The following is a 16,273-nucleotide window of genomic DNA, read 5'->3' on the forward strand; positions in this document are numbered from 1 at the left end:
AGCCGGAACACGTCGCCCAATGCACTCGTCAGCCGAACCTCTCCAGCGACCGCAGCAACGCATTTATTCTAACGGTTTGCGCGTGCGTCTGCTGCCGTTGCTGGGCAGCTCGCAGGCCGCGGCATTGGTGCGCGTCCATGCTGGCTCGCATGACGCGCCGAGCACCTATTCCGGGCTGGCGCATTTTCTGGAGCATCTGCTGTTTCTCGGCAGCCGGAATTACTCTGCGACCGAAGGCCTGATGCCCTTCGTTCAAGGGTGCGGAGGGCAGTTGAACGCGTCGACCCGAGAACGGCAAACCGACTTTTTCTTTCAGCTGCCAGCCAGCCAGCTAGAAGAGGGCTTGCAGCGCCTGCTGGACATGCTTGCCCATCCGCTGCTCGCGCCTGGTGCGCAGCTGCGTGAACGCGAAGTCTTGCAGGCCGAGTACCTGGCTCGTGCACAGGACGCCGAAACGCTGTGCGATGCGGCGCTTGGACGCGCAGCCAACCCAGACCATCCATTCGCTGGCTTTCACGCCGGCAATCGCGGAACGCTCCCCGTCGAGGACGACGCCTTTCAGCAGGCTCTGCTTGGCTATCATCAGCGTTTCTACCACGCCGGTCAGATTGAGTTATTGCTGGCCGGGCCTCAGCACGAAGCTGTGCTGCAGCGTCTCGCAGAGCGAATGGACGCTGAACTCGCGAGCCGTCCAGCTGTTCCTCGCCAGGCCCCGCCATTGCGCTTTAACACCGAGGCCTGGCTGCGCTTGCAGCTCAGCAATGCACAACCACGCCTGCAACTGGCATTCGCTCTTGATCAACTGCCGGAACAAGCCGTACCTGCGCTGGATTATCTTGCCACCTGGCTCGCCTCCGAAGCGCCAGGGGGGCTTGCCCAGCGGCTGCGTGAAACCGAGCTGTGCCAGTCGGTGAAGCTACGCACGCCGTATTGGTATGCAGGGCAGAGCGTTGCGGTCATTGAGCTGTCACTGACACAACGGGGCGTGGACGCCCGCGCCATCGTCATCGATGCGGTGCTTGACTGGATACGTTTCTTCTCCGACGACGCACGCTGGCAGCCTTGCCGTGAGGAATACCAGCGGATCCGTCATCGAAATCTGCACAACGCCGAGCCGCTGGCACGGCTACGTTACTGGGTGGAGCCGCAGGCCTGGGGCCCCGACAGCGATGAAGCTGCGATTCAACAGGCGTTGGTGTCACTCACGGCGCAGATGCTCGGCTCCACGCCGCTGGTCCTCACTGCCGACAAAAGCCATTGCGAGCTGATCGAAACCAGCGGTTTTCCGCTGCATCTGCGGACCGAGCCGCCACAGCGAACAACGCCTGCTGACTGGCACTGGCAACAACCCGCTCCGAATCCCTGGTTGAAGCCCAACCCAATCCGCCACGATACGGCGGATATCCCGCCTGCACTGCATAGGCAAGGGCCGGAAGACATGAGCGGGCAGGGCGCCCTGTTTCTGCGCTGGCAATTGGCGCGATGCCCGTCTTCCGCCGCCGTGTGGCACACGGTAGCGCATGCCCTGCAGCCGGCTGTTTGGGCAGCGCAGCAAGCGGGCGTGATGTTGCGTTTCGAGAATTTTGGAGGCGCATGGTGCCTCCGATTGGAAGGCTTCGCAGAGGCCATACCGGCGATTCTCAGCGACATCGTGCCAGTGCTAACCGTGCCGCCAGCCGCAGCGTTCACAAAGGGCAATTCACTGGCTGAGCGCGATGCAGCGCTCAGCCACGATGAGATGTTGATCCGCCAGTTGCTCAACCAATTGCCTCGACTGCTGGCAGGCTCTGCTGCGGCCGACGCCCAGCCTGCGGACGCAGACCCAGCGTCACTGTCCCGGCTGTGGCAGTCGGCTCAGTGGCATGGCCAGGCCATCGGCTTCGCGCCGTCCGTGAGCGGAGCACTGAGCGCTGCCATACATGCGTTGCCGGGAACGCCCGTGATTATGCCGGTTGCTCGCAGCAAGCCCGCAGCGTTGAAGCGTTGGCACGACCTCAGCGGCAGTAGCGTGAAGGCGGAAACCGCATTTCTGTTGTTCTGTCCACTGCCGGACCGCACCGCCAAATGCGAGGCGTCGTGGCGTCTGTTGGCGCGGGTCATCGAAGCAGACTTTTTCCGAAGGTTGAGGAGCGAGCTGCAACTGGGATACGCCGTATTCAGCCGTTTCTGTCAGTTCGGCGAGCATGCCGGGGTGCTTTTTGCCGTGCAGTCACCGAGCGCCTCGGCCGGCGAGATCCTCGGGCATGTCGAAAGGTTTCTCTGCGACAGCGCCGCGAAGCTGGCCGGTCAATCTGAGGATTTGACCGAGCTCGCGGCACGCCAAGCCGCTGACCAGCACTTAGCCGGCAAAGCGGATTTTCGTGCCCAGGCCGAACAGGCATGGCAGTGCCTGCAGGCGGGACATGAGCTTGGTCGACCCGCCGAGGTTGCCGACGCGATGCGCATGCTTCAGCGGCACGACCTGACGGCAGCCCTGGACTCACTGCGTGGTGCAGACGCCGGCTGGGTGGCTGTGGCCAATGCAGCAGCGCCAGACATGAGCTGGAGCTGACGCTCAATCCCGCCGTAAACCCATCCCATTTTCTCCCCGACCGCTCACGAGTGGCGTCGAGCTGCCGGTTTGCGTCTGCAGATCGACTTAAGCGTAACGGCGTAAGACCTAAGCGCTACTTCGAACGGAACGGCCGGGAGCGCCTTAACGCTTGGTTCATCGAGCCTGACGAAAGTAGCAGCCAGTCGCCGCCATTGGAGCGTATGGCCCTCCGGTTGCGCTTTCGATAATCCGCCTCGACACGACTGCCTGTCGTCACATCAGCGGAGAGCGCCATGTACAACAAGAAGAAAGCGGTTAGCACCTTATTACCGTTGGCTCTGGCCAGCGCGATTGGCATGACCCTAAGCCAGTCGGCAGTAGCTGAAATCATGCTTTACGAAAAAGATGACACCACCTTTTCCACTGACGGTTACGTCAACGCCTTTTTCGTCAACAGCGATATCGATCACGAAGGCGAACTGAATGACCGCCGACAGTCCAGGGTCAAGATGGGCTTTCTGCCAAACTGGATCGGCTTCAATTTTGGCAAGCAAGTCGGCGACCTCAAGCTTGGAGCACGCTCCTCGTTCTGGGTCACCATCAACGACAGCGAGACAAACGGCACCGCAACCGCCATCGATGTTCGCCAGTTCTACGGCACTGTCGGCGGCGACTGGGGCGAAGTGCTGATCGGTAAGGATTTCGGCCTGTTCTCCCGCTCGAACATCTTCATGGACGAGCTCCTGGCCAGCTTTGGCAACTCGGCGGACTCCCTGGGTCTGGTCGACGGTGCCGGCGTCTCATTCGGCAACATCGGCACCGGCTACCCCTATCCGTTCCCCACTTCGCAGATCACCTACCGATCGCCGGTGATGGAAGGCCTGCGCGTTGCGGTCGGCGTCATGGACCCGGTGGACACCAACGACAGCAGCGCCGCCGGTCGCTCCTATCAGGACAACCCGCGTTTCGAGTCTGAAGTCACCTACCAGTTCGACCTGGGAGGCGCGCAGATCTATTCCTGGGTCAACGCCGGGTACCAGACCTCGGACAACACCGACTCCGCGGTGGACGAAGTCACCTCCAAAGGCCTCGGCTATGGTGTGCAGGCAAAGATGGGCGGCGTCTCGCTGACAGCATCGGGCTTCCAGGCCGAAGGCATGAGCCCGTTCTTCACCAACAACTACCTGGAACCGGCTCTGCGTGAAACCGACAGCGACGGCTACCTACTGCAGGGCTCGTACACCTTCGGCAAAAACCGTGTTGCGCTGTCCTACGGTCAGACCGAGGATGACGGCAATAACGTGGTGGCCCTTGGTAGCCAGGCCGACTACGAAACCCGAGGCATCGCCTACTTCCGCACGATTAACGACAACCTCAAGCTGGTCGCCGAGTACAACCAGTACGAAGTCGACGCGGCTACTGGCAGTGCGCTGAACGAAGACACAGACACCTTCGCCGTAGGTGCAGTGCTCAACTGGTAACCGCAACACAGAACGAAAAAGGGCGCCTCAAGTGGGCGCCTTTTTTCGTTCCGCGAGTTTTGTCGTGAGGTCGCGGAAGATTGCGCTGCCAACAGGGGTGTATTGCGGGGCGCTTTTCGCTCAACCGGCAAGGATTGACGCCCTGCCAGCGGCTGCATCTGCGCTGTTTCGTCGCTTTGCTACCTTGGCAGGCCGCAGGCGGTACTGAAGTAGCATGTTCGTGCCCAATGCCCTGACCAAGAATGAGGTCATACGATAACGGTGGATGGGGTGGTGTGCGTGGGCGAGCAAGAATCCTTAGCGGTGCGCACAGCAATGTCTGAAGCTCAGGATGCCGAGACGGTGGCCCAGGACCTGGCGCGCCAGCTGATACATCCGTATCTCGGCTTCGTTCTGTTTTTCTGCTCTGCCGAGTACGACTTACCGGCACTGGGCAATGCGCTGCACCAGTACTTCGGCGGCGTGCGCATGGTCGGTTGTACGTCGGCTGGCGAAATTACCTCGCAGGGCTACGGGCGCAGTTGCGTGACTGCGGTTGGCTTCGATCACCGCAGCTTTTCCATCGCCTGCGAGCTGATCGACGAGATGGATCGCTTCAGCCTCACCGATGCGCAGCAACTGGTCGAGCGGCTGGGCAGCGATTGCCGCAGCAACTCGCTGGCGCCGATTAAGGATCACAGCTTCGCGCTAACCCTGCTTGACGGGCTGTCGAGCCGCGAGGAGATCGTGTTGTCCGCGCTCAGTGCTGCCTTTGGCAGCATCCCGCATTTCGGCGGCTCGGCCGGCGACGACAATCACCTGACCGACACTCACGTCTACTACGGCGGCAAGTTCCACAGCGGGGCGGCAGCGGTGGTGCTGATCAACACCTGGCTGGATTTCGAGGTGTTCACCACGCATCACATGCTGCCGCGCACCGAGAAGCTGGTGGTGACGCGCGTGGACAGTCATGCCCGGCGGGTCTACGAACTGAACGCAGAGCCCGCCGCCGAGGAATATGCGCGGCTGATCGGTGTCGAGGTCAGTGATCTCAATCACCGCCTGTTCGCGGCGCATCCGCTGGCGGTACGGATTAACGAGCACTACTACGTCCGCGCCATCCAAAAGGTCAACGATGACCTCAGCCTGACGTTCTATTGCGCCGTGGAGAACGGCATCGTGCTGACTGCGATGCGTCCTGGTCCACTGATGCCCAACCTCGAAGGGCTGTTCGAACGCCTCGAACAGCGCCTCGGTCCACCGTTGCTGACCATCGGCTGCGACTGCTTCCTGCGGCGGCTGGAGATCGATGACAACGGCTCCAGCGACGACACTTCGGCCTTTCTCCGACGCCAGCAGGTGATCGGTTTCAACACCTACGGAGAGCAGTTCAATGGCATGCATATCAACCAGACCTTCACCGGCGTTGCCATCGGCCGGCCAGGTGGACGGGCTGGAGAAAGAGGGGCCCGTTGAGCGGCGTGACAGGCAGGCCGAACTCGAGCGCGAAAACTACAAGCTGCGGCGCATCAATGCTGCGCTGATCGAGCGTATCGAATCCAGTAACACTGGGCGCGACGCGTCCTACGCGGCTTTTCAGCATTCGGTCGAACTGGCCGAGCAGGTGCGCGAACGCACCGACGCGCTGAATCAGGCGATGGCCGAGCTGAAGGCCAGCAACCGCTTGTTGAGCGACGCGCGCCTGCGTGCCGAAACCGCGCATCAGCATCTAGTCGATGCGATCGAGAGCATTTCCGATGCCTTCGTACTGTTCGACAAGGACCAGCGCATCGTCCTGTTCAACAAGCGCTTCAAGACGCTGTGGAGCCGAACCCGCGTCCGCATCAACAGCGGCACGCGGCTGTCGGAACTAAAGCGGCTGGCGGAGAACAGCGGCCTGATCGCCGAGGAGCACCGTGGCAAGGCCAACGAGCCCACCGTCTACCGTCTACAAAGCGGGCGCTGGGTGCAGCTTAGCGAGCGGCCAACCCGCGAGGGTGGGTTGGTGATGCTTTACACCGACATCACCGAGGTGAAGGTCAGCGAGACCATGCGCCGCGAGCAGGCCTTGGCGCAGAAGTCCCGCTTGTTGCAGCGCGCCGTAGACAACCTTTCACAAGGCGTGGCGATGGTCAGCGCCGATGGTGGTTTGGAGCTGTGGAACGGTCGTTTCCTCGAACTTTGCGGCTTGGCGCCCGTCGAAGCACATCGACCATTCGACGAGGTGATGGCCGACAGTGAGCTGAAACTGCTGACGCCCAACACCCGTGACGCCGACGGTCAGCCGCTAACGGAACTGGAGCAGCACCTGTTCGACGGCCGGACGCTTGAGGTCCGTACTCATCCGCTGCCCACTGGTGGCTTCGTCAATACCTTCACTGACATCACCGAGCGTTACCGCCATGCCGAAGCGCTGCGCGAGAGCGAGCGCTGGATCCGCCTGATCACCGACCATGTGCCGGCGCTGATCGCCTATGTGTCGGCTGATCTGACCTACGAATTCACCAACAAGGTCTACGAGGAATGGTATCGCTGGCCCAGCGAAGGCATGCTCGGCCAGTCGCTGCGTGACATTCACAGCGGCGAGCACTGGCTGCAGCTCGAACCCTATATCGACCGGGCGCTGCGCGGCGAAAGCGTCAGCTTCGAGATGGCCGAGCACAATCATTCCGGACTGCAGCGCTACATGCTGCGCTCTTATGTGCCGAACCGGCAGGCCAGCGGCGAGGTGGTTGGTATCTTTGTGCTGATTCAAGACATTACGGATCGCCGGCGCACGGCCGAGGCGCTGCACCAGGCCTATCAGAACCTCGAACAGCGAGTTCGTGAGCGTACCGCGGAGCTCACTAGCCTGAACGACCAGCTGTTGTGCGAAATTGACGAACGCGCTCACGCCGAGGCGCGGCTGCGTGAAGCCAAGCGCGAAGCGGAACTGGCTAACCTGTCGAAGACCAAGTTTCTTGCCGCGGTGAGTCACGACTTGCTGCAGCCCTTGAACGCTGCCCGGTTGTTCACCAGCGCATTGCTGGAACAGCCGACTGCGGCCAGCGGCGGGCTGATCCGCAATATCAGCAATTCACTTGAAGACGTGGAAAACCTGCTCGGTACGCTGGTCGACATTTCCAAACTCGATGCCGGTGTGATCAAGCCCGATATCGCCCCGTTTGCCGTCAGCGAGCTGCTGGAAAACCTGGCCGCGGAGTTTAACCAGATCGCCGGCAGCGAGCAGCTGCAGCTGGATTTCATTCCCTGTTCCGCACTGGTGCGCAGCGATATCCAGTTGTTGGCGCGCATCCTGCGCAACCTGTTGACCAACGCCATTCGCTACACGCCGCAAGGCCGTGTGATGCTGGGTTGCCGCCGCCGCCGGCAGAGCCTGTCGATCGAGGTATGGGACACCGGCGTCGGCATCCCCGAGGACAAGCTCGAGGAGGTCTTCCACGAATTCAAACGCGGCGAAGGCGTACGTCCTCAACAGGATCGCGGGCTTGGCCTGGGCCTGGCGATTGTCGAGAAGATCGCGCGGATTCTCGGTCATCGGATCCAGGTCAGCTCGGTGCCCGGGCGCGGCTCCAAATTCGCCATCGAAGTGCCCTTGGCCAAGCGGGCACCAAAGGCCAGCGTAGAGCCGTCAGCCACGGACCAACTGCTCGAACGGCTCAAGGGCGCGCGGGTCTGGGTGCTGGATAACGACACCGCGATCTGTGCCGGTATGCGCACATTGCTGGAAGGCTGGGGCTGTCACGTTGTAACGGCGCTCTCGGAACAGGACCTGGCCGGGCAGGTCGACAACTTCCACGCCGATGCCGATCTGATCATCGCCGACTATCACCTGGACAACGGCTGCAATGGCATCGACGTGGTCGAGACGGTCAATGCCCGGCGTGCCAGCCCGCTGCCAGCCTTGATGATCACCGCCAATTACAGCAACGAACTCAAACAGCAGGTGCGTGAGCTTGGCCACATGCTGATGCATAAACCGGTGCGCCCGATGAAGCTGAAGACCGCCATGTGCCACATGATGGAACAGGGGCATTCCTAGAGCAGCGCCAGGCTCGATCTACAAAGGCTCGGCGGTGCTGACGTCTATGGCCAATCTGTAGGAGCAAGCTTGCTCGCGATCAGCGGTAACTCAGGCGCTCCGGCTATCGCCAGCAAGCTGGCTCCTGCAGGAGATCTTCTAGCTTATTGCTGGGGCACGCGTGGCCGCGGCTGATCACCTGCGCAGATAAGCCGTGAAGTCGATGTCTCCTGCCGAGAGGATGGCTTGCACCCGGTTGTGTACGTTGAGCTTGCGCAGGATGGCCGAGACATGGGCCTTGACCGTGGTTTCGGCGATGTCGAGGTTGTAGGCAATCTGCTTGTTGGATTCGCCCTTGGTCATGCGTTCAAGCACCAGCAGCTGCTTGCGGGTCAGCGCCTGCAACAGCTCGGGTGGGATGCTTTGCTCGTTGTGCTGGGCGCGGCGGGTGGTGGCCTTCTGGCTGCGGATGATGTCCGAAGGCAGGTAAACATTGCCGTTGAGGATCTGCTCGATGGCCTCGGTCATCTGCGCGCGTGGCGATGACTTGGTGATGAAGCCGCACGCGCCATAGGTGATCGCCTGTAGCACGATCTGCTTGTCCTGTTCGGCAGAGACAATCACCACGGGAATGGTCGGCGCCTCGTTGCGCATGTTGATCAGCCCGTTAAGGCCGTGCATTCCGGGCATGTTCAGGTCGAGCAGCACCAGATCGAGGTCGTCATTCTCCAGCGTCATCGACAGCGCGCTGTCGAGGTCGGCAGTTTCGAGAATCTCGCTGCCTGGGAAGCCGTCCTGGATGACGTTATGGATGGCTTCACGAAAAAGCGGGTGGTCGTCAGCGATCAGTATCTTGTACATGGCCGGTCACCTTCATTGTTCTGATTATGGTGGGGTAGATCGGAAGAAGACCTTCGTCGTGCGCGGCTTCGAGCGACCAATGGCTGCCATTGTGCGGCGCCTATTCGATCAGGGGCTGTTCACCCATAAGCTTGCCCAGTCCTGGGAGAGAAAACCATCGTCGAAAACACCCTGGGTGTCTTCTGGAAACCGCGGCGTTTCGAGCGGCAACAGACCTTTTGGGCTCTGGCATGTTCAGCTTTCCAGTACTTCGGTCGGCCACATTACAGGGCAAAGTGCAGGTGTTTAAAATCCTACAATCGACAGGAGAACCAGCACCAAAGTAGTAGAGAACGGCTCAGGTCACCCGCCGTAGCGCGGCGTGCTGCGGATTGAAGCTGAGCACCGCAAGCAGGCTGAACAGCAACGTCAGGCCGAGACACACCGCCAACGCCAGCGGATTGAGGCGTTCATACAGTGCATAGCGAACCAATTCCACGGCGTAGGTAAAGGGGTTGAACGAGCAGAGCCAGAACAACCATTCGCTGGCTTCACGCATTTTCCACAGCGGATAGAGCGCCGATGACAGGAAAAACATCGGAAAGATGACGAAATTCATCACCCCGGCAAAGTTTTCCAGTTGCCTGATGCCATTGGATAGCAACAACCCCAGCGCGCTGAGCAGCAACGCAACCAGCAGCAGCGCTGGCAGAGCCGTAAGCAGGCCTGCTGCAGGCGGCTGCACGCCATACAACCAGGCGATGAAAAGGAACGCATAGACCTGTAGCAGCGAGATCAGCGCTGTCGCCAACAACTTGCTCGCCAGTAGAAAACTGCGCGGCAGAGGGCTGGTCAGCAGTACGCGCATGCTGCCCATCTCGCGGTCATACACCATGGAGAGGGAGCCCTGCATGCCGTTGAACAGCAGGATCATGCAGGCCAGGCCCGGCACGATCCAGGTCTCGTAGGTGATATAGGTCTCGTAGGGCTCGATGATGGCGATGCCCAGTGCAGCGCGAAATCCGGCCGCGAATACCACCAGCCAGAGCAGCGGGCGCACCAGGGCGCTGAAGAACCGCGAGCGTTGCTGAACGAAACGCAGCCACTCACGAAACACGATGGCTCGCAGGCATTCCCAATAGGGCGTCATGGCGAGACTTCCTGCATTGGAGGTGGGGCGGGGCACTTGGCTCGAACGCGGCACATCACGCTGGCACCGCGCTACGGGTGAGCCGGGCGAAGGTCTGCTTGAGGTCGCCATCCGCGGCGGCCAGTGTATCGGCTCGACCCTGCGCGACCAGGTTTCCGCGGTTGAGGATGATCAGCTCATCACTTGCCTGGACCTCGTCAAGTAGATGAGTCGTCCAGAGCACACTCATGCCTTGCTCATCACACAGCGATCTCACGTGATCGTTGAGGTTCTGGCGGCTGGCCGGATCGAGCCCGGCGCTGGCTTCATCGAGCAGCAGCAGGCTCGGTTTGTGCAGCAGCGCGCGGGCGATTTCTACCCTGCGGCGATGGCCGCCATTGAGTTCGCGCACCTTGCTTTTGCGGCGCTCGCCCAGTTGCTGGCGATCCAGCTCCACTTCGATGCGGTCGTTGGCGACCTTGCGCGGCATGCCATGCAGGGCGGCGTGATAGCGCAGGTTCTGCTCGACACTGAGATCCAGGTCCAGCGTGCTTTGCTGGAAAACCACTCCGAGTCGCCGCAAGGCTTCGCGCGGCTGGCTGCGCAGACTGAAGCCAGCCACCTGAATGTCGCCCTGCTGCAAGTCGTAGAGGCGCGTCAGCAACGCGATCAGCGTCGATTTGCCGGCTCCGTTGGGGCCGAGCAGGGCGGTGAAGCCGCCTGCTGCCGTGTCGAAACTCACGTCGCGCAACGCCTGACGTTCCCCGTAGGCAAAGCTGACGCCCTCGACCTGCAGGGCCGTCATGGTGCGACCACCACGCCCCAGGGGTAGCGGCCAACCTTGATCGACTTGATCACCTTGAGCGAATCCACGTCTATCACCGAAACATCGCCGCTGACGCCATTGGTGGTCAGCAGTCGGCTTTCATCGATGTTGAACGCCATGTGCCAGACCCGGCGCCCCACCAGCAGGTAGTCGAGCACCTCGTAGGTCTTAGCATCTACCACAGCGATATGGTTGGCCGGGCCGAGCGCGACGAAGGCGTATTTGCCGTCTGAGCTGAGTTTGATGCCGACCGGCTGGACCTTGTCGGGATGCACGCCCTTGATCTTGAAGTTCAGCGTCTTGATGATCTCCCGCTTCTCAACGTCAACGACGCTGACCGTCCCGCCGATCTCCGACGAGGCCCAGAGCAGCGTGCTGTCCTTGTTGAACTCCACGTGGCGCGGGCGCTGGTCGACCAGCGTGTTGTCCACCAATTGGTTGGTACTGGTGTCGATCCAGTGCAGCATATTGGTGGTTTCGCTGGTGTTCACCGCCCACTTGCCGTCCGGGCTTACGCCCATGCCTTCAGGCTCAACGCCAACATCGATCTGTGCGAGCACCTCTTCGTTGTCGACGTCGACCACCGTCACCAGCGCATCGTCCTCGTTGGAGATGTACAGCCACTTGTTGTTCGGGTGCAGCGCGAACTGTTCGGGGTCAGCGCCGGATGGCAGCTGCTTGATGATCTTCCGGGTCGCCAAGTCCATGACCTGCACCGTGTCCGAGTCGCTGGCGCAGATGTAGAGCAGCTTGTTGTCGCGCGACAGCGTCAATCCGCGTGGACGCTGGCCTACTTCGAGGGTTTCGACCGTTTCCAGCGTATCCAGATCGATCACGCTGACGGTGTCGTCCTTCTCATTGGATACATAGGCGGTGGCCGCCAGGGCGGATGCGCTGACGCAGAGCAGGGCGCAAGCGGTGGCTGCAGCAAAAAGCGTTTGAGTCATCGGAAGTCTCTCTTGTTGTTGTTTGAACCGCTCTGCGGCTTTCACGTCACTGATTCTGGACCGCGTCGCTCAGCCGGCACTGGCTCTCAGGCCGATCGAAGCCCAAGGTATCCAGCTCGCTGGTGGGGTGCAGAAAGCCCTCCTGGGGCGAATTGCTGACCAGCCCGCGCGGATGCACCAGTGGAACTGGTTGCCGCAGCTGGCCGTTCCAGGGCCGGAACGTCAACTTGCGGCCCTTGAATCCATCGACCGGCAGCGACTCGCTCAGCGATATCTGGCGGATTGCGTCTGGGTCCGTAGTGCCGAGCTTCGTGATTGCCGTGGCCAGGCTGCGTACGCCGATCCAGGCGGCAAAATCGCGGTCGTTCATCCAGCGATTGGCATGGGCTTCGAAGCGCTTCTGCAACTGCGCCGCGCCGTAGGTTTCGACCGTCTTGTGCCAGCCGGTCGGAGTCAGGCCCTGTGTGCCCACAACCGGCCGCGGTAACCAGGTGTGATAGGGCACATATTCACCGAAGTCGCCGCGCTCATCGGCAACCACGACCACGTCGTATTCGCCAGCTTGGGTGAACAGAGGCATGTCGGCTTGGGCTGTGCGCCGCTGGTCGTTATCGAACGACCAGGGTTTTTCCTCGATGATCTTGTGACCGAAGCGTTTGGCTGCCCGCTTGAGCGCCTCGGCATAGGCCTGATCCTCTTCAGTCGGCCCGCTGATCAACAGCCAGCGATTCCAGCGGCGCACGGCGAGGAACTGCCCCAGCGCGTCGGCCAACATGCTGCGGCTTGGCAGGGTGTGCAGCACGTTACCCAGGCAACGAGACGTTCGCAGCTCATCATCGGGACTGCCGGCATTGAACAGCAGACTGTCCGGCATGGCCCCGGCCAACGTTTCCAGGCTCTGCGCGGGAGCGTTCACCACAAACAGGCGCACACCCTGATCATGCAGCTGCCGCGCTTCGTCCAGTAGCTGCTCTGGGGTTTCAGCCGTGACGCGGTCCAGGGTGTAGCTGTGCTTGAGAAAACGACCGGTGCTGTTGCTGTCGGTAATGGCCAGCTCGGCGCCGCTCAAGCCCGCGTCAACCGGCTCAGGTATCACATTCGATAGCAGCGGGCCTGGGTCCGGGCGGTAACCGAGGTAACCGATGCGCGCCGAGAGTTCTGGCCCCGCCGCGCCTGCAGTGCTGGCGAAAACGGCGCAGCAGGCAAGGGCAATCAAGCAACCGGCACGATACAAAAGAGGGCGCATGGACGACTCCTATGGCGTTGTGGTCAGCATAGGAAGCCTGTCGGCGCGGGGAAATATGCAGAAAGTACCAGCTGCTGTGTACCAAGGTAGTAAACAAGACCCTGGCAGGCGCCTCTAGCATGTAGCCATCCATAACAAGAACGAGAAGCCCCATGCCTCCATTCAAAGCGCTAACACTTCACCTCTTGCTGATCGCCAGCCTGATCGGCTTCGATCAGGTGCTTGCAGCCGGTGACCTTACCCGTCGTACACAATCGCTGCCCGATCTCAGGTTTGGCTCCGAAGAAAGCGATTACGCGGTTTCCCAGAAGGAATACCAGCTGGAAACCGGCGTCGCCTATCAACTCAAAGTCATCGCCGATGGCCAGAAAGAGTGTGCTTTTCAGGCTCCTGAGTTTTCACAGGCCATCTTCCTGCGCAAGGTCGAGGCCGGCGGTGTGGAGATCAAAGCCGTGACGCTCGTCGAACTGGAGTTCGAAGAAGCGGGCGAGGCGGAAATTTTCTTCCTGCCGATCAAGCCCGGGCGTTTCCCCTTCTATTGCAAAGGGCTGCAGAACAAGGGCATGGAAGGGAGCTTCGTGGTCAAGTAGCACAGCAACCTGCTGCCCTTAAAGCGGACGCTGAACATGTCGGCACTCTGGCGCATTAGTCTTCTGGTTTCGCTGTTCTTCGGCCTGGTTGCGGCCGTCTGCTTGGCCGTACTGCTGCGTCAGGCGAGCCAAGACGTAGGCCGTGAACTGGCTGCGGCGGGTGCCGTGCTTAGCTATCTCGGCGATATAGCGAAACGCGATCCCGCTGCTCTCCAACCTGAGCTGACGCGTCATCTGCGGCATGTGCAGGTTCGCTGGTTAGGCCCGGGCGTTCCGAGCCGTGAGATCCGCCCACAGCGAAGCACCTTGCTCGAGACCCTGTTGTATCCCGCCGAGTTGCCCGCGCCCCTGACAGTACAGATGCCTGAAGGTCGGACCTTGCAATTGAGCGTAGATCCACAAGACGAAATTGAGGAGGTAGAGGATTCGCTGGTACAGCTATTGGTATGGTTTGGCAGTGCGTTATTGCTGAGCCTGCTGGCGATCCGGTGGGCTGTCCGGCCGGCGCTCGGCGTGCTGAACGAATTGCTTGCAGCCTTTGGCCAAGTTTCCCAAGGCCGCCTCGATACGCGTCTGCCGAGCCACTCCCTGCTGGAGGCAGGGCAGCTCTCCGGGCATTTCAACCGCATGGTCAGCGCCTTGGAGTACACCCGGCGGGAAAACGATGACCTGACACGCTCGTTGCTGGAGCTGCAGGAGCGGGAGCGCACACAGCTTGCTCAGGCGCTGCATGACGACCTTGGACAATACCTGGCCGGTATCCGCGCCCAGGCCTGCTTGCTACAGGCGATAAAAGACCAGCCGCAGCTGGTCAGCACAACCGCACGCACTCTGGATGATCACTGTGAACAGTTGCAGGACGGTTTTCGCAGGCTAACGCGCGAGCTCTATCCCGTGATGCTCGACCATTTGGAGTTGCCTGAAGCAATACAGTTGCTGGCCGAGCAGTGGCAAAGCGCGCAAGGGATCGAGCTGCGCGTGCAGATCGACCGGCGCATTCCGTCCCTTCCGCTGAACAAGAAAGAACAGCTGTATCGGTTGCTGCAGGAATCGCTCACAAACGTGGCCAAGCATGCCTGCGCCAGCTTCGTGTTTATCCGCCTGCGCATGAACGGCGGCCGACTGAGGCTGCTTGTCCGTGACAATGGCCACGGCCACGGCGCACCCGGACGGCCGGGCATTGGCCTGCGCTCGATGCATGAGCGTGCGCGGGCGCTGGATGGCCGGTTGATCGCGTGCAGGCGAGTAGGTTACGGCTGGGTGGTTTATCTGGACATTCCGATCAGGGAGTCATGCTCCAATGAAGATCCTTCTCGTTGACGATCACGCTGTGGTCCGCCAGGGCTACGCTGCGCTGCTACGCGCCTTGCTACCCGAAGTTCAGGTCATTGAGGCCTGCGACGGCGAGGAGGCCCTGGCCAAAGCTCAGGAGGCTTCCCCAAGTCTGGTGATCATGGATGTGGGGCTACCCGGCATCAGCGGCGTCGAAACCACCCGGCGTCTGTTGCAGCGGCTGCCACAACTGCGCGTGCTGTTCTTTAGCATGCACGACGAACTGCCCCTGGTACGACAGGCACTGGATGCTGGGGCCGCCGGCTATATCACCAAGAGTTCGTCGCCGGATGTGTTGCTGGATGCGGTACGCCGAACCTTGGCTGGTTATGCCTATATCGAACAGCCGCTGGCCACTCAATTGGCACGCAACCCGGCGACTGCCAATGCGCTGGATCCACGTTTGCAAGGGATGACCCAGCGTGAATTTGAAATCTTCGTGATGCTCGCCAAGGGCACCCCAACGAGGCTGATCGCCGAACGGCTTTGCATCAGTGGCAAGACGGTTTCCAACTACCTGACGCTACTCAAGAGCAAGCTGCAGGTCAGCTCCCATGCCGAGCTGGTTCATCTGGCCATCGATACCGGTATTCTGCGGCTGGGTGATCGTGCAGCCGGTTAGCTCGGTAGGCCGGGGTTTGATGACGTCGCCTTTGTCGGCGGCAGTGCGAACTGACGGTTCTTTGTGCAAACCGTTGGGCATCGCAGCTTGTCAGAAGCTGACCCCCGTGGCGTCGTGTCTGAACGTTGATACTGCACACGCAACGGTTGCAATCGAGCAAGGGTCCTGAACGCGTTACGTCCCCATATAGGCAGATAACAATGATCAAAGTCAGCGTGATGTACCCCAACACCCCCGGCGCGAGGTTCGATCACGATTACTACCGCGACAAGCACCTACCGCTTCTCAAGGCCCGCATGGGCGATGCCTGCCTTTACTACACCATTGATAAGGCCATCTGCGGACGCACTTCTGACGAACCGGCGCCGTATGTCGCGATGTGTCACATTTTTAGCGATTCGTTGGAGGCCTTCCAAGCTGGCATTGCTCCGCATGCCGAGGAGATCGTTGCTGACATTGCCAACTACACCGACCTGATGCCCGTCCGGCAGATCAGCGAGGTAGTGGTCGGGCACTGACTGCGGCGTCGTTCACCACGGGCATCGCCATGACCCGGTTCCGCCCGCTGCCCTTGGCCAGATAAAGCTGGCTGTCGGCGTGCTGCATGAGGCCGTCCAGGTCGCTGGCTTGCGACGGGTAGTGCGCTACGCCGGTCGACATGGTCAGCTGCAGAGGTCCTGCACGCGTTTCCAGCGGTTGAGCCGCGAATTGCTGGCAGAGTTGCGTC

14 protein-coding genes are annotated in these 16,273 nt (G+C 61.0%); 8 read left to right on the forward strand and 6 right to left on the reverse strand.

All coding sequences use genetic code 11. From position 1 onward, the window contains the following. Positions 1-19: 19 nt before the first annotated feature. The 4 genes from pqqF to nahK all read left to right on the forward strand — a co-directional run bounded on the left by pqqF (position 20) and on the right by nahK (position 8,035). Complete coding sequence (pqqF, locus tag PSTU_RS0100145) at positions 20-2,551, forward strand: pyrroloquinoline quinone biosynthesis protein PqqF (RefSeq protein WP_019339022.1); 2,532 nt, start codon at positions 20-22, stop codon at positions 2,549-2,551. Between the two features lie 275 nt (positions 2,552-2,826). Next, on the forward strand, positions 2,827-4,014 hold the full coding sequence (locus PSTU_RS0100150; protein ID WP_019339023.1) for a porin: 1,188 nt from the start codon (positions 2,827-2,829) through the stop codon (positions 4,012-4,014). 315 nt (positions 4,015-4,329) lie between these two features. Further along, positions 4,330-5,469, forward strand: coding sequence for a nitric oxide-sensing protein NosP (gene nosP / locus PSTU_RS0100155; protein WP_413771550.1), 1,140 nt, complete (start codon positions 4,330-4,332; stop codon positions 5,467-5,469). Further along, on the forward strand, positions 5,387-8,035 hold the full coding sequence (nahK, locus tag PSTU_RS0100160; RefSeq protein WP_080571156.1) for a hybrid sensor histidine kinase/response regulator NahK/ErcS': 2,649 nt from the start codon (positions 5,387-5,389) through the stop codon (positions 8,033-8,035). The genes nosP and nahK overlap by 83 nt, the downstream gene beginning before the upstream one ends. Positions 8,036-8,209: 174 nt before the next feature. On the opposite strand, the gene PSTU_RS0100165 is transcribed toward nahK, so the two are convergent. The 5 genes from PSTU_RS0100165 to PSTU_RS0100185 all read right to left on the reverse strand — a co-directional run bounded on the left by PSTU_RS0100165 (position 8,210) and on the right by PSTU_RS0100185 (position 13,002). Next, positions 8,210-8,875 (reverse strand): response regulator transcription factor, encoded by a 666-nt coding sequence (locus tag PSTU_RS0100165; RefSeq protein WP_019339026.1) that lies wholly within the window; start codon positions 8,873-8,875, stop codon positions 8,210-8,212. A 337-nt stretch (positions 8,876-9,212) separates the two neighbouring features. Further along, the gene (locus tag PSTU_RS0100170; RefSeq protein ID WP_019339027.1) at positions 9,213-10,004 is read right to left on the reverse strand and encodes an ABC transporter permease; all 792 of its coding nucleotides are present in this window, start codon (positions 10,002-10,004) and stop codon (positions 9,213-9,215) included. Positions 10,005-10,059: 55 nt separating this feature from the next. Continuing rightward, a complete protein-coding gene (locus PSTU_RS0100175; protein WP_019339028.1) occupies positions 10,060-10,788 on the reverse strand; it encodes an ABC transporter ATP-binding protein in 729 nt (242 codons plus the stop codon). Next, entirely contained in the window at positions 10,785-11,801 is a 1,017-nt protein-coding gene (locus PSTU_RS0100180) for a YVTN family beta-propeller repeat protein (protein ID WP_272941872.1), read from the reverse strand. Before PSTU_RS0100180 ends, PSTU_RS0100175 begins: the two co-directional genes overlap by 4 nt. A gap of 1 nt (position 11,802) precedes the next feature. After that, positions 11,803-13,002, reverse strand: coding sequence for an ABC transporter substrate-binding protein (locus PSTU_RS0100185; RefSeq protein ID WP_019339030.1), 1,200 nt, complete (start codon positions 13,000-13,002; stop codon positions 11,803-11,805). 152 nt (positions 13,003-13,154) lie between these two features. On the opposite strand from PSTU_RS0100185, the gene PSTU_RS0100190 reads away from it, so the two are divergent. From PSTU_RS0100190 to PSTU_RS0100205, 4 genes are all read left to right on the forward strand, one after another. Beyond that, on the forward strand, positions 13,155-13,592 hold the full coding sequence (locus PSTU_RS0100190) for a copper-binding protein (protein WP_019339031.1): 438 nt from the start codon (positions 13,155-13,157) through the stop codon (positions 13,590-13,592). Between the two features lie 36 nt (positions 13,593-13,628). Next, on the forward strand, positions 13,629-14,912 hold the full coding sequence (locus tag PSTU_RS0100195; RefSeq protein ID WP_019339032.1) for a histidine kinase: 1,284 nt from the start codon (positions 13,629-13,631) through the stop codon (positions 14,910-14,912). Next, entirely contained in the window at positions 14,893-15,546 is a 654-nt protein-coding gene (locus PSTU_RS0100200) for a response regulator transcription factor (RefSeq protein WP_019339033.1), read from the forward strand. Before PSTU_RS0100195 ends, PSTU_RS0100200 begins: the two co-directional genes overlap by 20 nt. Before the next feature lie 200 nt (positions 15,547-15,746). After that, on the forward strand, positions 15,747-16,064 hold the full coding sequence (locus PSTU_RS0100205) for an EthD family reductase (RefSeq protein WP_019339034.1): 318 nt from the start codon (positions 15,747-15,749) through the stop codon (positions 16,062-16,064). Here the strand turns inward: PSTU_RS0100205 and PSTU_RS21100 are convergent. Next, entirely contained in the window at positions 16,039-16,239 is a 201-nt protein-coding gene (locus PSTU_RS21100; RefSeq protein WP_080571157.1) for a diguanylate cyclase domain-containing protein, read from the reverse strand. The two genes, PSTU_RS0100205 and PSTU_RS21100, sit on opposite strands and share 26 nt — an antisense overlap. Positions 16,240-16,273: the final 34 nt, after the last annotated feature.

The sequence above is a fragment of the Stutzerimonas stutzeri SDM-LAC genome, assembly GCF_000235745.1.
Lineage (GTDB): Bacteria > Pseudomonadota > Gammaproteobacteria > Pseudomonadales > Pseudomonadaceae > Stutzerimonas > Stutzerimonas stutzeri_H.